The 18,268-nt window shown below is 63.9% G+C and carries 20 protein-coding genes; 6 read left to right on the top strand and 14 right to left on the bottom strand.

What is annotated here, in order from left to right:
- Window positions 1-117 precede the first annotated feature (117 nt).
- On the top strand, window positions 118-1,695 hold the full coding sequence (locus ABN482_RS03040; RefSeq protein WP_349502607.1) for a methyl-accepting chemotaxis protein: 1,578 nt from the start codon (window positions 118-120) through the stop codon (window positions 1,693-1,695).
- 31 nt (window positions 1,696-1,726) lie between these two features.
- Here ABN482_RS03040 and ABN482_RS03035 read toward each other — a convergent pair whose 3' ends face one another.
- Window positions 1,727-2,056: a YegP family protein gene (locus ABN482_RS03035; protein WP_349502606.1), complete on the bottom strand. Its 330-nt coding sequence runs from the start codon at window positions 2,054-2,056 to the stop codon at window positions 1,727-1,729.
- 174 nt (window positions 2,057-2,230) lie between these two features.
- Here ABN482_RS03035 and ABN482_RS03030 point away from each other — a divergent pair, with 174 nt between their 5' ends.
- Together ABN482_RS03030 and ABN482_RS03025 are read left to right on the top strand one after the other, a co-directional pair.
- Window positions 2,231-2,539: an Rdx family protein gene (locus ABN482_RS03030; RefSeq protein ID WP_349502605.1), complete on the top strand. Its 309-nt coding sequence runs from the start codon at window positions 2,231-2,233 to the stop codon at window positions 2,537-2,539.
- 132 nt (window positions 2,540-2,671) lie between these two features.
- On the top strand, window positions 2,672-3,883 hold the full coding sequence (locus ABN482_RS03025) for an MFS transporter (protein ID WP_349502604.1): 1,212 nt from the start codon (window positions 2,672-2,674) through the stop codon (window positions 3,881-3,883).
- An 8-nt stretch (window positions 3,884-3,891) separates the two neighbouring features.
- Here the strand turns inward: ABN482_RS03025 and ABN482_RS03020 are convergent, their stop codons facing one another.
- The 3 genes from ABN482_RS03020 to ABN482_RS03010 form a co-directional block, all read right to left on the bottom strand.
- The gene (locus ABN482_RS03020; RefSeq protein WP_349502603.1) at window positions 3,892-4,623 is read right to left on the bottom strand and encodes a 3'-5' exonuclease; all 732 of its coding nucleotides are present in this window, start codon (window positions 4,621-4,623) and stop codon (window positions 3,892-3,894) included.
- Window positions 4,624-4,670: 47 nt separating this feature from the next.
- Complete coding sequence (locus ABN482_RS03015; RefSeq protein ID WP_349502602.1) at window positions 4,671-6,599, bottom strand: DUF294 nucleotidyltransferase-like domain-containing protein; 1,929 nt, start codon at window positions 6,597-6,599, stop codon at window positions 4,671-4,673.
- Between the two features lie 155 nt (window positions 6,600-6,754).
- Window positions 6,755-7,327, bottom strand: coding sequence for an LOG family protein (locus ABN482_RS03010; protein ID WP_349502601.1), 573 nt, complete (start codon window positions 7,325-7,327; stop codon window positions 6,755-6,757).
- Window positions 7,328-7,452: 125 nt separating this feature from the next.
- Here ABN482_RS03010 and ABN482_RS03005 point away from each other — a divergent pair, with 125 nt between their 5' ends.
- Both ABN482_RS03005 and ABN482_RS03000 read left to right on the top strand, forming a co-directional pair.
- Window positions 7,453-8,085: a LysE family translocator gene (locus tag ABN482_RS03005; protein ID WP_349502633.1), complete on the top strand. Its 633-nt coding sequence runs from the start codon at window positions 7,453-7,455 to the stop codon at window positions 8,083-8,085.
- Window positions 8,082-8,969: an EamA family transporter gene (locus ABN482_RS03000; protein ID WP_349502600.1), complete on the top strand. Its 888-nt coding sequence runs from the start codon at window positions 8,082-8,084 to the stop codon at window positions 8,967-8,969. The genes ABN482_RS03005 and ABN482_RS03000 overlap by 4 nt, the downstream gene beginning before the upstream one ends.
- Before the next feature lie 46 nt (window positions 8,970-9,015).
- Here the strand turns inward: ABN482_RS03000 and ABN482_RS02995 are convergent, their stop codons facing one another.
- Complete coding sequence (locus tag ABN482_RS02995; protein WP_349502599.1) at window positions 9,016-10,107, bottom strand: NADH:flavin oxidoreductase/NADH oxidase; 1,092 nt, start codon at window positions 10,105-10,107, stop codon at window positions 9,016-9,018.
- A gap of 139 nt (window positions 10,108-10,246) precedes the next feature.
- On the opposite strand from ABN482_RS02995, the gene ABN482_RS02990 reads away from it, so the two are divergent.
- On the top strand, window positions 10,247-10,549 hold the full coding sequence (locus ABN482_RS02990; protein ID WP_349502598.1) for an ArsR/SmtB family transcription factor: 303 nt from the start codon (window positions 10,247-10,249) through the stop codon (window positions 10,547-10,549).
- 6 nt (window positions 10,550-10,555) lie between these two features.
- On the opposite strand, the gene ABN482_RS02985 is transcribed toward ABN482_RS02990, so the two are convergent.
- From ABN482_RS02985 to rarD, 9 genes are all read right to left on the bottom strand, one after another.
- Complete coding sequence (locus tag ABN482_RS02985; RefSeq protein WP_349502597.1) at window positions 10,556-11,251, bottom strand: SDR family NAD(P)-dependent oxidoreductase; 696 nt, start codon at window positions 11,249-11,251, stop codon at window positions 10,556-10,558.
- Entirely contained in the window at window positions 11,248-12,327 is a 1,080-nt protein-coding gene (locus ABN482_RS02980; protein WP_349502596.1) for an ABC transporter substrate-binding protein, read from the bottom strand. Before ABN482_RS02980 ends, ABN482_RS02985 begins: the two co-directional genes overlap by 4 nt.
- Before the next feature lie 83 nt (window positions 12,328-12,410).
- Window positions 12,411-13,241, bottom strand: a complete 831-nt coding sequence (locus ABN482_RS02975) for an ABC transporter permease (RefSeq protein WP_109062142.1) — start codon at window positions 13,239-13,241, stop codon at window positions 12,411-12,413.
- Window positions 13,238-14,062, bottom strand: a complete 825-nt coding sequence (locus ABN482_RS02970; protein WP_349502595.1) for an ABC transporter ATP-binding protein — start codon at window positions 14,060-14,062, stop codon at window positions 13,238-13,240. Before ABN482_RS02970 ends, ABN482_RS02975 begins: the two co-directional genes overlap by 4 nt.
- 90 nt (window positions 14,063-14,152) lie before the next feature.
- Complete coding sequence (locus ABN482_RS02965; protein WP_349502594.1) at window positions 14,153-15,091, bottom strand: dihydrodipicolinate synthase family protein; 939 nt, start codon at window positions 15,089-15,091, stop codon at window positions 14,153-14,155.
- 52 nt (window positions 15,092-15,143) lie between these two features.
- A complete protein-coding gene (locus tag ABN482_RS02960; RefSeq protein ID WP_349502593.1) occupies window positions 15,144-15,947 on the bottom strand; it encodes an IclR family transcriptional regulator in 804 nt (267 codons plus the stop codon).
- Window positions 15,948-16,110: 163 nt separating this feature from the next.
- On the bottom strand, window positions 16,111-16,554 hold the full coding sequence (locus ABN482_RS02955; RefSeq protein WP_349502592.1) for a DUF6386 family protein: 444 nt from the start codon (window positions 16,552-16,554) through the stop codon (window positions 16,111-16,113).
- A gap of 10 nt (window positions 16,555-16,564) precedes the next feature.
- Window positions 16,565-17,326: a 4'-phosphopantetheinyl transferase family protein gene (locus ABN482_RS02950; RefSeq protein ID WP_349502591.1), complete on the bottom strand. Its 762-nt coding sequence runs from the start codon at window positions 17,324-17,326 to the stop codon at window positions 16,565-16,567.
- 10 nt (window positions 17,327-17,336) lie between these two features.
- A complete protein-coding gene (rarD, locus tag ABN482_RS02945; RefSeq protein WP_349502590.1) occupies window positions 17,337-18,236 on the bottom strand; it encodes an EamA family transporter RarD in 900 nt (299 codons plus the stop codon).
- Between the last annotated feature and the right edge of the window lie 32 nt (window positions 18,237-18,268).

Raw genomic sequence — 18,268 nt, 5'->3', positions numbered from 1 at the left:
GACAAGCGCTGCCTTATCCCTTGGTCTAAGTGCCACGAAAAGCGCCGTCCGAACGATACAATCAGACAAAATCAGTCCAAAAAGACAATAATTTTCGCCACCCGCCAGGAGGAGACCATGCGGGCATATCCACCCAAGCTGCGTACCGCAGGTGCCTTGGCGGCAGCCCTGTTGCTTGCAGCACTGACTTCTGCCGCCCTCACCACCTATGTGCCCGGCCTGCCACCGTGGCTGGCTGCGGCGATAGGTGCCGTCCTGTCGCTACCGGCATGGCACCTGCTGCGCCGCCGCCAGGGCAGCGAGTCATGGCTGCAACAGACAGGTCCCGCCATCGATCAGATCATGATCGGAGCGGCCGAAACCTCGCATTTCATCGACACCATCAAGCAGAAGGTCGATCAGGATATCGAGGCCGCAGACCGGATCGCAGACCAGTCCCGCCAGAGTGCCACTGCATCCGACCAGATTGCCGTCGGCATCGAACGGGCCGCCCAACTGGCCCGCGAAGTACGCGACAACAGTGCGCAGGGCCGCCAGACTGCTGACCAGGGACTGGCGCACATCAAGGCTGCCAGTCAGGATACCGAGACAGCCGCACGCAGCCTGCGCAACCTCCAGGAACGCGCCCAGGGTATCCACGGCATCACGGCCGCCATTGACGAAATTGCCGCCAGCACCAATCTGCTTGCACTCAATGCCGCCATCGAGGCAGCCCGGGCCGGCGCACATGGTGCCGGCTTTGCCGTGGTGGCAACCGAAGTGCGCCGGCTGGCACAGCGTACCCAGCAGGAAACGGAACGGATCGGCGGCATGCTGGGCACCATCAACGAAGAGGCCGAACAGGCCGTGCACGACATGTCGGCCCTCAGCGGCTCTGTCGAGCAGGCCGCACAGCAGATCGTGCAGGTCCATGCCCTGCTGGCCGCCATCGACGAACACGCCAGTATCTCGGGCAGCGAAATCGACACCATTGCAGCCGCCAGCCGGGAGCATGTCGGCACGGCATCGGCCATCACCACGGCCATCGATGATGTGCACGATCGCATGCAGGGCACCGACGCCTCGCTGCCGCATGCCACGGACTCGGCCATGCGACTGGCCGAACGGGCGGAACAGTTGTTCGAGATGATTGCACTGAGCGGCGTACAGACCCGCCATGATGCCATCCGCCGCATCGCTGCCGATGCCGCGCACGCGGTCGGCAAGCTGTTCGAGCAGGCGATTGCCTCGGGGCAGATCTCACGCGAAGCCCTGTTCGACCGGCAATACCAGCCGATACCCGATACCCGCCCGCCAAAATACCGGACCCGCTTCGACAGTTTCACCGATCAGGTCCTGCCGTCCGTCCAGGAACCTATCCTGTCAGCCATGCCTGAAATCAGCTATGCCGGTGCCGTGGACGACCAGGGTTACTTCCCGACCCACAACCGGCGCTATTCACAGCCTCTGAGCGGCGACTATGCAACAGACCTGGTCAACAATCGCACCAAGCGGCTGTTCCAGGACCGTACCGGCAGCCGCTGTGGCGCGCATACCCGGCCATTCCTGCTGCAGACCTATAAGCGCGATACCGGCGAAGTCATGCATGACCTGTCGGTCCCGATCTATGTAGAAGGCAGGCACTGGGGCGGGTTCCGGATCGGCTACCTGTCGGTCCGTCCGCCGGCGGAACAGACCGGCGAAGCCCCGGCCTGACAGCCGAAGATGAAAGCGATATCCCCCAGGTTCAGCCCTCGTCGCGAATGTCCGCAGTCGCGCCATTGGCCTTGACTGAAGCGATACCCTTGTCGCGTGCGGCCGTGCCCGAATACATCTCGCTTTGTCCGATCACCTCGCCATTGGCCGCCTTGAGCGTGAAATAGGGCGAACCATCCCTGGCGACCAGGCGGTCGTAACGGGCATCGTCGGCGGCATTTTTCTGCACCGAGGCGATACCGCCCTGCGCTGCCGCCTTGCTCTTGTAGCGCTGGCTGGTCAGGATGGTTTCGTGGTTGCCGGCCTTCAGGTTGAACATGAAGTGATCGCCGCTGCCTTTCAGTACAAAATAGCCCGCCATGGATTCGCCCTCCGAGGGTAGATGGGATACACAGAAAAACATGCCATTCGTACCGCACCCGCATCGCATCCATTGCAGCCGTGCGCGGTACGATTAATAATATCCAGAAATCGCCGCCGTGCGCCCCTAGTGTGCCTGTCGGTACGACAACAAATGCAAAGCCGCCCCGGACTCATGGAATCGCATCCCGCTCCGCACATCTCGATCACATACTGCACCCAATGCCAGTGGCTGCTGCGTGCCGGCTGGATGGCGCAAGAACTGCTGTCGACCTTTGCTACCGACCTGGCCGGCGTCACGCTCGTCCCGGGTACCGGCGGTATTTTCCAGGTCCGCTACGATGACGTGCTGATCTGGGATCGCAAGACCGACGGCGGCTTTCCCGATGCCAAGATCCTGAAGCAGCGCGTACGCGACCGGCTCGACCCGGCACGCGACCTGGGGCACATCGACCGCACCCACACACCCACCCGTACAGCCTGACCTTCCCGGCGCCGGTCACGGAATCCGCCCGTTCGCGTCCACGGGCATCACACACCGCGCCAGGTCCGTTTTCATCTTCATTTCAGGTGAGCACCGCTACAATGCAGTGCCCCTATCGCCGTATCCCTTCCCATGTCATCCTCATCCACCCCGACCGGCCAGCCTCCGCTGAGCCAGGCGCTGATTCTGCTGATGTCCGTCGCCACCGGCGTGGCCGTGGCCAGCAACTATTATGCGCAGCCGCTGCTGCAGACCATCGCGGACCAGTTCGGCCTGTCGCTGACTGACGCCGGCACCATCGTCACGGCGGCGCAGCTTGGCTACGGACTGGGTCTGTTCCTGCTGCTGCCACTGGGCGACCTGCTGGAGCAGCGCCGACTGATCGTCGGCATGATCCTGCTGTCGGGCGTGGGGCTGGTGATCAGCGGGCTGGCGACCGGCCTGCCCTGGCTACTGCTGGGCACGGCCATGACCGGCCTGTTTTCCGTGGCAGCACAGATCATGGTGCCGCTGGCGGCCACACTGGCTGCGCCCGAGCAGCGCGGCCGTGCCGTCGGCACGCTGATGAGTGGCCTGCTGCTGGGCATCCTGCTGGCGCGCACGGTGGCCGGTGCCATTTCGTCGATTGCCGACTGGCGCATGGTCTATCTGCTGGCAGCCGGCCTCATGTTCATCACCGCCCTGGCGCTGGCCCGCAGCCTGCCACGCTATCGGCAGAATGCCGGCCTGCGCTACGGCCAGTTGCTGCGCTCGGCACTGGCGCTGTTCGCCCAGGAGCCGCTGCTGCGCAAGCGCTCGCTGATGGGGTTCCTGGTATTCGCCAATTTCAGCCTGTTCTGGACACCGCTGGCTTTCCTGCTGTCGGCACCGCCCTATGATTACTCGGATGCAATCATCGGCCTGTTCGGCCTGGCGGGTGCATTCGGCGCACTGGCCGCCTCGCTGGCCGGTCGCCTCGCCGACCGGGGTCGTTCCCGGCTGGCAGGCATCCTGGGACTGGGCGGCATGATAGGTTCCTGGTGTGTACTGGCTTTCGCACCCGTTTCCCTGGCTGCGCTGATCATCGGTATCCTGGTGCTCGACTTCGCATTGCAATTGCTGCACGTCTCCAACCAGAGCGCCATCTTCAAGCTGCGCCCCGAAGTGCGCAACCGCCTGAACTCAGGCTACATGACGTGCTATTTCACGGGCGGTGCCCTGGGATCGCTGACAGCCGCCGGACTGTTCCAGCATTACGGCTGGACCGGGATCACCTGCGCAGGCCTGACACTGTCCGCACTCGCACTGCTGGTAGGCTGGGCCGAGCTGCGAACCGCTCCAGCAGCGGCTGACATCCAGCCCTAGGGCCTGTTTCAGCACACCAGCGCACGGTCGCCACGCCGGCGACCTCGCCACTGGACCAGGGCGGCATCAAGCTCGTGCCATGTCCGCAGCCCCTGCATCCGGGCACGCTGCAACAGGACCAGCATGATTTCGGCCGTGACCATGGCATCGGCCACGGCATGATGCCGTGCAGGCATCGGCAGGTCGAACACATCGATCCAGTGATCCAGCCCCGCACCCGGCACGGCCAGATCAGGACACAGCATGGGTGCCAGTTCGGCCACATCGTAAGGGACATGGCGCAGTTCCAGCCCCAGGTTTTCACGCACACAGCGCGCCAGCATGCGCCGGTCGAATTCTGCGTGATAGGCCAGCCAGATGGCATCTGCGCCATATTCGAGCAGGTCCAGCACGGCCTCGGCAGGTGCCGAGCCCTCGGCCAGATCGGCCTGGGTCAGGCCGTGTATCAATTGACTGTCCGGGCGCAGGCTGGCCTCGACACACAGTATCCGCTCGAAGGACCGGCCCAGGGGAATGCAGCCATCTTCGATCCGTACTGCACCGATAGACAGGACTCGATCGCGCCGCGTATCCAGGCCGTTGGTTTCCAGATCCAGCACCAGTAGCGGCTGCTGTGCCAGCGGGATATCGCCAGCCTGAACCCGCACCGGCAACGCCGCCAACCGCCGCTGCAAGGCAGCATCCAGCGCCTTGCCGGGCACAGTCGGACATCCAAACCATTTCGACCACAATCCCATCATGCGCGCTCCATCGTTTCAGCCAGACTTCAGTACGGGTCGGGGCCTGCTCACAGTCGATACCGGAAAGTCAGCAGTTCCTGTACATGACGCGCCTGCCGCAACGATTCACGCAGGATGCGCCGGTCAAGCGCATCCAGGCTGGCCGGGTCAAGCCGGTTGCTCAACGCCACACCCGCCTGGGCCTGGCGCTGATGCTGGCGCATGCGCAGCAGTTGCAGGTAACCATACGCCTTGGCATAGGCCTCGGCATCGCTGCGCTCGATCACGCCCCGCTCGGCCAGCAGCCGGAACCGCTCCAGCGTGGAGGCCTCACCGATGCCCTGTGCCAGCGCCAGGATGCGGGCACCATCCACGAACGGCGTCAGTGCCTCGGTCTTGATGTCCAGCAGCGCCTGGCCCACGCCCAGCGCCTGTCCAAGGAAGGCGCGCATGGCACTGGTCTGCGGACGATGGTTCAGTGCCGTCTGCGCCATCATGCGCTGGAAGCGCGGGCTGTCTGCCACCATGGCCAGCAGATCGCGTACCAGTTGGTCAAAACCGTTGTCCGGCCCCCAGAGCCGGCGCAGGTCGAAGAAAATGGTCGCCTTCAGCACATTTTCAGGCTCGGGTTCAAGGATGATGCGCGCAAAGCGCTGGCGCCACTCCTGCGCGGACAGGCACAGCTCGGGATTGCCGGCCATGATATTACCCTTGCACAGGGTCAGTCCGCAGCGATCCAGCGCCTGGTTGATGGCACGCGCCAGCGGCAGCAGTCGGGCGCGCGCGGCCTCGGCGCGCTCCGGGCTGTCTGCCTCGAACAGGATGCCGTTGTCCTGGTCGGTGAGCAGCGTCTGCTCGCCGCGCCCCTCGCTGCCGAATACCACCCAGCAGAAAGCCACGCCGGGATCACCCTGCGCATCCAGTGTCAATTCGATGACGCGGGTCGTCATGTGGTCATTCAATTGCGTGACGACCCGTGCCACCTGAACGGAGTCGGCACCATGCGCCAGCATGCCATTGACCAGCCGCGTCAGTTGCGGACGCAGTTCCACCAGCGTCTCGACACTGTCGGCCTGGCTGATGGCGCGCGCCAGATGCACGAGATCCACGCGCTGCAAGGCAAACAGATCGCGCTCGGAAATCACGCCGACCAGCCGCGCCGCATCGGTCACGCACACATGTGCGATATGGCGTCGCGTCATCAACAGGGCCGCATCGAAAGCCGTGGCCAGCGGCGACAGACAGACCGGATCGGGGGTCATGACCTGCGCAATCGGCTCTGCCAGCGACAAGTCTGCCCCGGCCACCACCCGCCGCAAGTCACGCAACGTGAAGATGCCGACCGGACGCTGCATGGCATCCGTCACGGCAATGCTGCCCACCTGACGCTCGTGCATGCGCTGCACGGCCTCGCGCAGCGGCGTCTCGGGTGCACAGGTCACCGGCTCGCGCGCCATCAGATCCGACAGTCGCGAATCAAGCGAATACTGAGCCCCCAGATGGGCACTGGCCTGCATCTGTACCTGCTGGTGCAGGTGCCCGAACAGGCTGCTGGCCCCCTGCATCGCAAAGGCGCGAAACGGCTCGGACAGGTCGAGCAGCCGAAGATAGGCATCCAGCTCCAGTTGCAGGCAGAATGTGTCAGCCACCGCCCGATAGGTGGTACGGGTCGACCGCTCGCCCAGCAGGGCCGCCACCGGGAAACCATCACCCGCTCCGAGCCTGAATCCATCCGTGCCGGGTTCCGGCACGGCCTCGCCACGCACGCCTTCGACCATGCCCTGGCGGATCAGGTACCAGCGTTTTGCCACGCCATCGGCCGGACAGGCAATGACCGAACCGGCCGCATGAAAACCCAGACTGGCGTGTTCGACCAGTGCCAGCAGGTGCGACTGCTCCATCTGGTCGAACGGCGGATGCTGCTGCAGGAACTGCATGATGCCCTGGACATTCTGCGCGACCGCAGTCCGCCCGGCATGATCGGCGTGCTGCCCCATGACGGCTGTCTCCTGTGCTGACCAATCTGGTGTCGGCCAACCCTGTTTTTTATGGAAACCGTATCCATTGCGTGCAAGATAGCAAGCAGATGCACGCAAATGGCACGGTCTACCCCATCATACCGCCTCGGAGTGTGCCGCTGGCAACAGGAAAATCAGCTTTTGTTGATCCATTTGGTGACATGCGGAGGCTGATAGCTGCGGATCGCAGCCAGCAGCGCATCGATATCACGCTCGACGATCAGCATGCTGCGATGCTGGGGCTGCATGAAGGCCTCGCTGGCGGCATGGTCCAGAAAGGCCAGCAGGCTGTCGTAGAAACCCTCGATGTTGAGCAGCGAGCAGGGTTTGTCATGATGCCCGAGCTGGCCCCAGGTCCAGACCTCGAACAGTTCTTCCAGCGTACCGCAGCCGCCCGGCAGGGCGATGAAGCCATCCGCCAGCTCTGCCATCAGCGCCTTGCGCTCATGCATGGAGCCGACCACGCGCAGGTCTTTCAGGCCGGTATGGGCAATTTCCTTGTCGATCAGCGACTGAGGAATCACGCCGATCACCTCCCCCCCCTCGGCCAGCGCCGCATTGGCCGCCGCTGCCATCAGGCCCACGGAAGCCCCGCCATAGACCAGCCCGATGCCGGCACGCGCCAGTGCCGTGCCGAGCAGCGCAGCCTGCTCCCGGTACGCGGGCCGGGCACCCGCATTAGATCCCGAAAAAATACACAACCGCACGCCTGGCTCCCTGTCTGCAAAGCAACGATTGTATGCCCATCCATCCAAAGTCATGCACCGTTCTGGCACAATGGGCAGATGCGCATGCCGGCTGTCGGCGTGCGCTTCTTTCCTTCATGCCCGACATGCTCCCGCTCGATACCCTGGCCGCCTTCTCGATGGCGTCGATTCTGCTCGGACTGGCCCCCGGCCCTGACAATCTGTTCGTCCTGTCCCAGGCCACGCTGCGCGGCAGCCGTGCCGGGCTGATCATCGTACTGGGACTGTGTACCGGCCTGCTGGTCCATACCTGTGCCGTAGCGCTGGGGCTGGCCGTGGTCTTCAAGACATCGGCGCTGGCTTTTTCCGTGCTCAAGATCGCCGGAGCCGGCTATCTGGCCTGGCTCGCCTGGCAGGCCTGGCGAGCCGGTGCCTCGACACTCCAGTCCCAGGTACCAGCGGTACCGATGCACCGTCTGTACCTGCGCGGGATCATCATGAACGTGACCAATCCCAAGGTGTCGATCTTCTTCCTGGCGTTCCTGCCACAATTTGCCGATCCGGCACGCGGTCCGCTTGCGCCGCAATTACTGCTGCTGGGGGGTGTCTTCATTCTCTGCTCACTGCTGGTGTTCAGTCTCATCGCCCTGCTGGCCGGATCGCTGGGCCATGTACTGGCCCGCTCACCACGCATCCAGATCGTGCTCAACCGACTCACCGGCCTGCTGTTCCTCGGACTGGCGATCAGACTGGCCACGGCCACCCGGAGTACAGCGTGAACGCCTCCCTGTTCCAACGCGCCCTGCCCTTTCTGGCGGTGCTCGGTTCGGTCACGGCGCTGGGCCTCGGCACTTCGTTTGCCAAACAGTTGTTTCCCATTATCGGGGCACAGGGCACGACCGCCCTGCGGGTCGGCTTCTCGGCGCTGATTCTGTTGCTGCTCTGGCGCCCCTGGCGCTGGCCCCTGAGCCGCAAGGATGCACGCGCCATCATCCAGTACGGCGCGGCACTGGGCGTCATGAACCTGATGTTCTACATGGCACTGCGCACCATCCCGTTCGGCATTGCCGTGGCCATCGAGTTCAGCGGACCGCTGGGCGTGGCGCTGCTGTCATCGCGCCGCCGCATCGATTTTCTGTGGCTGGGCCTGGCCGCCCTCGGGCTGGGACTGATCCTGCCGCTGGGCGCACGTGCCGGCTCGCTCGACCCCGTCGGCGTGCTGTACGCCATGGGTGCCGCCCTGTGCTGGGCGCTCTACATTATCTACGGCAAGCGTGCCAGCCACCTGCATTCTGGTCATATCGTCTCGCTGGGCCTGGTGGTCGCCTCGATGGTGGCACTGCCGGTCGGCATCATCCATGCCGGCACGGCACTGCTCGACTGGAAACTGCTGTTCTTCGGCCTGGGCATTGCGCTGGTCTCGAGTGCCATTCCGATGTCGCTCGAAATGGTCGCCCTCAAGCGCCTGCCTCGCGAGGCCTTCGGCATCATGATCAGCATGGAGCCCGCCGTGGCAGCACTGCTGGGCCTGATGGTGCTGGGCGAACACCTGTCCGCCATCCAGTGGCTGGCCATCGGCTGCACCATCCTGGCCTCGGTCGGCAGCATCTGCACGATCCAGGCCCGGCCACCGGTGGCCGCGGCCGCCCAGCAGCCGTCCTGATCTGCCCGGCAAGCACCTCCCAAGGCACCTGCCGGACAGCACAAGATCAATAACGGCGCAGCCAGTATTCGTACGACGGCGGCAACCACTGCGACGGATGGGCCTCGCCCAGCGTCTTGGCTGCAGCATAGGTCCAGTGTGGATCTGCCAGATGCCCCTTGCCGATCTGTACCAGATCGGCCTGGTCTGCTGCCAGCACCTGTGCGGCAACCGAAGGCTGTCCCATATTCCAGGCCACCGACACCGGCAGGGATGCCTCGCTGCGCACCCGTTGCGCAATCGGCCCCAGGAAAGCCGGCTCGCCCCAGGGAATGCTGGCCTGCGTGGTCGAAAAGCCGACACTCACGCTCAACAGGTCCAGGCCGCCAGCCTTGAAGCGACGCGCCAGTTCGATGGATTCGACCAGCGTTTCCTCATCACGGCCGTCATACTCAAGCACGCCGAAACGCGCCGTCAACGGCAGATTCTCGGGCCAGACTTCGCGCACGGCGGCCAGCGTTTCGAGCAGGAAACGGATGCGGTTCTCGAAACTGCCACCGTAGGCGTCAGTGCGCTGATTGGCGTGGGCGGAGAAAAAGCTCTGTCCCAGGTAGCCGTGCGCAAAGTGCAGCTCCAGCCAGCGGAAACCGGCGTCACGCGCCCGCTGCGCCGCCGCCACGAAATCGGCCTTGACGCGGACGATGTCGTCGAGCGTCATCTCACGCGGTACGCGCGGCAGGTTGGCACCAAAGGCCAGCGCAGACGGCGAGATCGGTTCCCACCCACGCGGATCATCCGCCGCGATATGGTCATCGCCTTCCCATGGCACGTTGGCGCTGGCCTTGCGGCCGGCATGGCCGATCTGGATACCCGGCACGGAACCGGCCTTCTCGATGGCCTGCACGATGGGCACCAGTGCTTCGGCCTGGGTATCGTTCCACAGCCCCAGGCAGGCGGGAGAAATACGACCTTCGGGGGCGACGCCGGTCGCCTCGACGATCACCAGGCTGGCACCGCCACGCGCCAGACCGGCATAGTGGACCTGGTGCCAGTCGTTGGCCACGCCATCCCGGGCCTGGTACTGGCACATGGGCGGCACGACAATGCGATTGCGCAGCGTCACATCTTTAAGGGAAAAAGGCTGAAACAGGGACGACATGAACAGGTTCTCCTGACGGCTGATCCGGCATGGATCGTTGAGGACAGCACCGGCTCGCCTGTGGAGCCGGGCATATTCTATAATTCGAGAATATTCGAATAATAAAACAAAACCGTGATTCATGGGTATGATTCGAATCATGCGTCCCTTCAAACATCCTGCCGTCGAAGACCTGACCCTGGAGCGCCTGTTCCACGCGCTCAGCGATCCCGTGCGCCTCGACATCGTGCGTACCCTGGCCGCCACCACGGCAGCCACCTGCAGCGAGCTGGACGGCGGCCGCCCCAAATCCAGCATGTCGCACCATTTTCGGGTGCTGCGCGATGCCGGCCTGGTCTGCACCCACCACGCCGGCACCACCCACATCAACTCGCTGCGCCGGGCCGAACTCGATACCCGCTGGCCCGGCCTGATGGCGGCCATACTGGGCACACCCCGCTGACTCGCCTTACGCCAGGGAACCGCCTCCGCACAGCACCAGTTGCTGCCCGGTGATCGATCCCGCCTCGCGGCCCAGCAGAAAACACACCGCTGCAGCTACTTCCGATGGTTCGACATAGCGCCCCATGGGCGGCAGCACCGGCATGCTGCCGCGACGAGACGGGTCGTCCAGCATGGGCGTGCGCGTCGCCCCGGGTGCCACGATATTGACCGTCACGCCACGCGGTGCCAGTTCTGCCGCCCATGATCGGGCCAGACCGACCAGTGCCGCCTTGCAGGCCGCATACTGGCTACGCCCGGCTATCCCGGCAGCCGTACGGCTGCCAATCAGCACGACCCGTCCGGTCACATCCGGCAGGCGACCGGCCAGCGCATCCACCAGCAAGGCGGCTGCCTGCACATGCACCTGCCACAGCCGCCTTCCTACCTCCGAATCCAGGCTGCCAAGTGGCGCGGCTGCCATGAATCCCGCCGCATGTACCACCGCATCCACCTGCACGAGGGTCGCCAGTTCAGCCGACAGGGCAGCCTCATCAGACAGATCGACCGCCCGGCAATCGACCCCTGGGCAGGCCACCGGCTGTCGATCCAGGCCCGTCACGCGCCAGCCCTGCGTCACGAGACGCCGCGTGATCTCCAGCCCGATGCCGGAGACCGCCCCGGTCACCAGGGCATGGCGGCCTTCCTGCGGGCCGACGCTCATGTGTAGCTCCTCGCCTGGGTACGGATCGCCTCATGGTCATAATCATCGATCTGCCCGATCAGGTCATTGGTATAGAAAGGTGCATAATCCGCGATCTGCAGGCCCGTCATGTCGGCTTCGGTACGGAATTCCGACACCTCGATATAGCCCATCGGCACATCGGGATAAGGCGGACTGTACAGCTTGATGCGACGCGAGATGGCCTGCAGCACGGCCTCTACGGCCGCGTCCTGGCTGGCACCGCGCGGCGCGGTTTCCGGGTACATGCGCAGGAAAGCCAGCGCCCCGGCACGTGGATTCTCGAGGATGAAGGTCGATGCCTTGCTGACCGAGCGCCCCAGGCCCACGGCCCACTGCGGATGGCTGTCCAGTGTGCTGACCCGCGTCTGCAGGAACTGGCCACCGACCAGCGGCAGGTTGTCCGGCCGGGGCAGCAACCGGAACGGCAAGCCCGCCGCCTCGATCTGCCCGAAGCCGGTATCGAAATAGGCCAGGGCATCGACCGCCTGCCGCCGCAACGCCACCCCTGCCGGTACGCCATTGCCGACCGCGATCCACTGCAGATCGCCATCGGGGTCCAGCCCCTGCAGGCGCAGCACATTGCGCGTGACCGGATAGTCCGTGGCACCGAAATCCGACACCCCGATACGCAGCCCTTTCAGGTCCGCATAGGACTGCACGGGCGAATCCGGCAGCACGGCAATGTCCCACTTGTACGGGTAGGTGTACTGATAGAAATTACGGGCCAGCTTCCAGTCTCCCTGCGCCAGCACCGGCAGGCCGAACGAGGGCACGCCCACGCCGAAATCAACCTCGCCCCGGTCCACCGCGACCTGCACATTGGCATTGGTGCCCAGCGCCAGCGTATTGAGCGTGAAGCCCTCGGCCGCGTTGTAGCCGAGGATTTCCCCGATCACCAGGTTGATCACGATCGGGCTCATGGCCTTGAGCCCCACACCCAGCCGCACCTGCCGCAGGCCGCTTGCCTGCTGCGCCATGCCCAAACCCGGCAACATGGACCAGGCTGCCAGGCTGGCCCCTGCCCCCAGAAATGTCCGTCTGTCGATCCGTTTCATGTCTCGCTCCTTTATGTGGCCTGTCTAGTCGGCCTTGTCATGAGGTCTTGCCATCACCCGTTGCCGGGCCTGTCCAGGCAACGCTAGCGCCCCCGGTCGGTCCAGTGGATCAGCCGTTTTTCCAGCCTGCGCACCAGCGCATGCAGGCAGATCCCCATGGCCCCCAGAATCACCAGCGCCGCAAAGACACCGGCCACGTCGGTCACGGCCTGGGCCTGCGTAATCACCACGCCCATGCCGCTTTGCGCGCCCAGAAACTCGGCCACGATGGTCCCGAGCAGGGCATAGACCACCGCCATGTCGAGTCCGGCAAAGATATACGGCGCGGCATTGGGCAGCTTGACGATGCGGTAGGTTTCGAAGCGCGTGGCCGACAGCGACCGCATCAGATCCACCCGCTCAGGCTCGATGGCGCGCAGTCCCGTGAAGCTGTTGATCAGCACAGGAAAGAACGACAGCAGCGCCGCAATGGCGATCTTGGAACCATCGCCAAACCCCAGCCAGATCACGATCAGCGGGGCAATTGCCACCTTGGGCAGACTCTGCAAGGCGAAGGCATAGGGCATCAGCAGCTTTTCGATGGTCCGGCTCTCGGCCATCAGTGAGCCCAGCACCAGGGCCAGGCCCGTGCCGATCATGAAACCCAGCGCGGCATTGCTGAATGTGCTCCACAGGGGCAGGTAATAGCCGATCGGACTGGTCGGTGACACGGCCAGCCCGGACCACAGGGCCTGCCAGACCGCTTCGGGTGCCGGCAGGATATAGGTCGGCACATCGAACAGACGCACACTGAGCGTCCAGACCGACAGGATCACCACCAACCCGGCCAGCGTGATCCAGGTGTCCCTATAGCGCGATCGGATACGGCGCGCCGGCTGCTGCATGGCCGGCATGGTCACTGCATGCGTACTCATTCTATGTCTCCCCGTGCATTGAGCAGGCCCCGGATCTCGCGCGATAGCCGCGCATACTCGGGATGCCCGATAATGGTGTCGAACGTGCGCGGACGCGGAATGTCCACATGCAGGTCGCGCAGGATGCGGCCCGGCCGGGGCGACATGACAATGACCCGGTCTGCCAGGAAAATCGCTTCGGCAATGCTGTGGGTGATCAGGATCACCGTCTTGCCATTGGTCTGCCAGATCCGCTGCAACTCAAGATTCATGCGTTCGCGCGTCAACGCGTCGAGCGCCCCGAACGGCTCGTCCATCAACAGGGTGCGCGGATTGCGAGCCAGGGCCCGGCATATCCCGGCACGCTGCTGCATGCCGCCCGACAGTTCATAGGGATAGCGCTGGCCGAAATCCCCCAGCCCGGTCATGTCGAGCAGAGTGTCCACGCTGGGGCCATCGTTGGCATGCCGCCCACCGACTCTCAGCGGCAACTCGACATTCTGCCGAACCGTCAGCCAAGGCAGCAGGTTGGCAGCCTGGAAAACAACCCCCACGTCCCGCGAGGGCCCCTGGATGGGATGTCCCTGCATCCGCATCTCGCCTTCTTCGTACGGGTCCAGCCCGGCCAGCATCCGCAGCAGCGTACTCTTGCCGCAGCCGGATGGCCCGACAATGCTGACGAACTCGCCATCGGCAATGTCCAGGTCCAGCCCGTCCAGTGCCCGTACCTGCCCTGTCGGGGTAATGTATGTCTTGCCCAGGCCACGCAGCGAGATCAGGCATTCCCTGTCTGCCACCGCCGCACCGGCTTGCACCTCGTGATCTTCTTCCGCAATCAGCATCTGTGTCTCCTTGTCGCTGAAGCATGGATTGGCCGCCGGGTGCGTCCCCTGGCTCTTGCTGGCGCAGTGGGACGCGGCGGCAGCTTGGAATCAGGCTGCCACTGGCAGCAGGCCGGCATGCTCCAGCGCGGCGTCGATGGCACGCAGTTCGGCATCGCTGGGCCCCTGGGTCGGCGGACGCACTGCCGCACTGCGAATGATGCCGGCACGCGCCATGGCGGCCTTCATGCGGCCATGGGCTTCGCCGGTCGGCTCTCCTGCCCCGTAGACCGCATCCTTGAGCGGCGTGATCAGGCCCTGGATCTCGATGGCACGCGCCAGGTCACCGGCACGGACGGCCTGCAGCAGGTCATGGATCAGGCCGGGCACCAGCGAGGCAAAACCGACCAGCGCCCCGTCGATGTCCTGCACCATCGATGCCAGCAGATATTCATCATGGCAGGTCAGCAGCGCCTTCGACGGATCAGCGGCGCGGATCGCCGCCAGGTCGCGGGCATACTTGTTCATTTCACGGGTGCCGATCTTGAAGGCGCGCACCGCAGGCAGGCGCGCCAGCTCGGCCAGCAGTTCGCTGGAGAACGAAGCCCGCGTCCAGGCCGGATAGACATGCACGATCAGCGGCAGGCCAGTGGCATCACCGATGGCAGTGAAATACTCCAGGCAGTGCTCGGGCTTGAAACCGAAACGCAGCCAGTGGTGTGGCGGCATGATGTCGAGTGCATCGGCCCCGGCCTCCTTGGCCAGGCGGGCCTGCTCGACCGCTTCGCGTATGCCCTCGCAGACAATCGAAGAAATCACCGGGCAGATACCCCGCACCGCCTCGGCCGTGATGCGCGTCACTTCGGCGCGCTCCAGCGGCGTCAGGGAAAACACTTCGCCGGTATGCCCGTTGGTCATCAGTGCGCCGATCCCCGGCTGGCCGGCCAGCCAGCGCGAAAAGCGGGTCAGCTCATCGCGGTCGATGGCCAGATTGTCATCGAACGGCACGGCAATCGCCGGAATCACACTGTGGAAATTGATGTCCTGCATGTCTGTCTCCTGATGTTTTTATGAAAAATATGCCGGCACGCCAGCACGAAACCTACCTGGGTGAAATCACGCCGCCCGTGGCCTGCAGGGCGTGTGACAGGGACTGTGCCGCTTCCATGACAGAAGGCGCGGCCAGTTGTTCGAATTGGGGCAAGGTGGTGTTCAGCGCAGGTGCCGCCACACTCAGGGCCGCCAGCGGAATGCCATCGGCATCGAGAATCGGTGCAGCGATCACATAGAGGCCCGACACGGTTTCCTGGTCGGAGAGGGCATAGCCACGCTGCTGCACCTGCTGTAGCCGTGCCAGCAAGGCATCGATGTCGACCAGCGTTTTCTCGGTCAGCTTCTGGCGGGGCCGGGCATCGAGAATGGCACGCTGCTCGCTCTCGGGCAGGCTGGACAGGATGGCGTGGCCAATAGCGGTCGAATGGACCGGCACCCGGCTGCCGATCCGGATATCCACGCCCAGCCGGGTCAGTCCGGCCTGGATCCGTTCGGCATAGATAATCTCGGCATTTTCCAATACACCGATCGAGGCGGCCTCGTTGGTCTGTCCCACCAGTTTCCGCAACACGGGGCGTGCCAGCGTGCGCAAATCGGCATGCGCAATGGCGTTGAAGCCCAGGTTCAGAACCTTGGTCGAAAGCTCGAACAGCCGGGTATTCGGTACGCGCTGCACATAACCCAGTTCGACCAGGGTATTGAGAAAACGAAAAGCCGTGGCGTTATCGACACCCGCAGCCCGGGCCACCTGGGCCATGGTGAGCTGCGGCTCCTGCGCCGAGAAGGACTCCAGCACCCTGAATCCCTTGGCCAGGGACTGTATGGTGTTTTTGCTGTTTGCAGTATCTGCCATTGCCGTCCACCCTGAAAATTCGGATTGCGAACTTTTATTTTTAAAATCATGGGCTTATTGAACGACACCAGACTTTTTCGTGTCTATCAGGGTTTGCGATAGGGGCGTGCAATTTCAGAAATACGCCAGGGCCGGCGGCTTAAGAGCCCGAAATCAACCCGTTCTACAGCCTGACAGGCCCCTCGACATGATTCCTGAACTCGCCAGAAATCACGAAAGACAGTGAAATGACATCACCGTCCCGCCTGAAACGCACGGCATACGACCCAGGGGCCATCTCGATCAAACGGCCGGACACGGCAGCCGTGTCATCCGGCTCCAGATCCCCGCCTGTGACATCCTCGCCTGCGCCCACAAAAATTCGGCCGGAAGGCACCCGAATATAGACAGATCCCGAATAATCAAGCAGGTTATCGACAATTTCAACGACATGCACGCCATCCTGTCCCAGATTCAGGAAGGCAGCATTTCCCTGGTTGATCTCATCCAGTTCATCCTCGGGCAGGCTCCACCAGTCAGGCGTATCGGACAGGCGATGCCGCAGGGAAGCCAGATCAAACACGACCAGTGTCGCGGTATCCGTGAAAATATTGAAGGAAATATCCATGACACCTGTCTCAATCCAAACGGGCAGCCGTCAATACATAGCCTGGGGGGCTTTCCAGATGGCACCAGCGGGCCACGCCCTGTGGCCCCTGAATCGTACCCATTCCCTCCTCCATCGCAGGCCATTCCGGGCTGATCTGCCATGCCTGCGGGGCCGCAAGAAACCCGCTGCCCATGGCCTTGAGCGCTGCTTCCTTGATGGTCCACCCCTTCAGCAGCGCCCTGTTTGCAGCCACACCGGCAGAGGCAGCCGTACGCAAGCGCCCATGCTCCTCGGCCGAAAAGATACTGTCCATTCCAGCCGGATCTGCCGGCTGCTGTTCGATATCGACGCCGATACGCTCTCCAGAGGGGGACACCGCGCAGACTGACCAGGCCCCAGCGTGGCTGAAACCGATTGAAGGCATGTCATCGGTGCCCTGTGCATCCAGCCATGGCCGGCCATGCGGGTCCTTGCGCAACCGCGACAGAATTGGCCAGGCAGGATTGCCGTCGGGTACCGGACGATGCCCCTCCGCTCGGGCGTGCGCACCCCTCACCGACGGCCCCGCCAGGCCGCCCTGCTGCGCCCACATCCAGGCCAGCGCGATTCTGGCCCCCAGACTGCGCAAACGATCTGCCTCATGCTGGTAGCGCCGGATGACGGCGGCATCTTCCGCAGGCAGATGATGCCATGCCATATCGATGATCGCCTCGTCCAGGTCAGCCCAGGCCAGCAACCCCACCTGGATCCGTAACTCGAAACAATGCAGCAAGGTGATACGCATCGCCATGCCAACCGTCTCAGCCCGACCGCTGGTGTGTACGTCGCAGGTTCAGCCAGGTATCGACGCTATAGATCAAGAGACCTGCCCAGATGCAGGAAAATGCCGCCAGTTGCGCCGGATCGAAGGGTTCGTCATAGAACCACACCGCCAGCAGCAGCACCAAGGTGGGTGCAATGTACTGCAGGAAACCCAGCGTGGCGTAGGGCAGGTGCCGAGCGGCCATGTTGAAACACATCAGCGGCACCAGTGTCACGGCCCCCGATGCCGCCAGCAGCCAGGCCGTGCCGGTCTGCCAGAAGTCCGGCACCAGCGTGGCGGCCGAAGGATGCAGCCACAGCCAACCCAGCGCCACCGGCAACAGCAACCAGGTTTCCACGACCAGCCCCGGCAACACCGCAACCGAGGTCTGCTTGTGGATCAGTCCATACACACCGAAACAACCGGCCAGCGACAGGGCCACCCAGGGCACGCCATCCACCTGCCAGATCTGCTGCACCACTCCCAGCGCCGCCAGCGCCACGGCCAGCCATTGCAGCCGTCGCAGTCGTTCGCGCAACACAACTAGCCCCAGCAGGACATTGATGAGCGGACTGATGTAATAGCCCAGGCTGGCCTCGACCATGCGGCCATCATTGACCGCCCAGACATAGATCAGCCAGTTGGCGGCCAGCAACGTACCGCACAGCGCCAGCGCAACCAGCATGCGGGGCTGCGCCAGCAACTCCCGCCACCAGCCCGGATGCTTCCAGAATTGCAGCAGGACCAGCCCCAGCAGGGCCGACCACAGCACACGCTGGGCAACGATTTCAATGGCGGGAATAGCCTGCAGCAGCTTGAAATACAGCGGAAACAGGCCCCACAGCACATAGGCGGTCAGACCGAGCAGATACCCGCGACGCGGGTCGATGACAGACATGGCGATTGATCGGGTCAGGAAAGGAGGGACGG

The sequence above is a fragment of the Corticimicrobacter sp. genome (genome assembly GCF_040137905.1).
GTDB lineage: Bacteria > Pseudomonadota > Gammaproteobacteria > Burkholderiales > Burkholderiaceae_B > Corticimicrobacter.
Note: the sequence above shows the minus strand (reverse complement) of the source record. Positions and strands in the feature narration are given on the sequence as shown.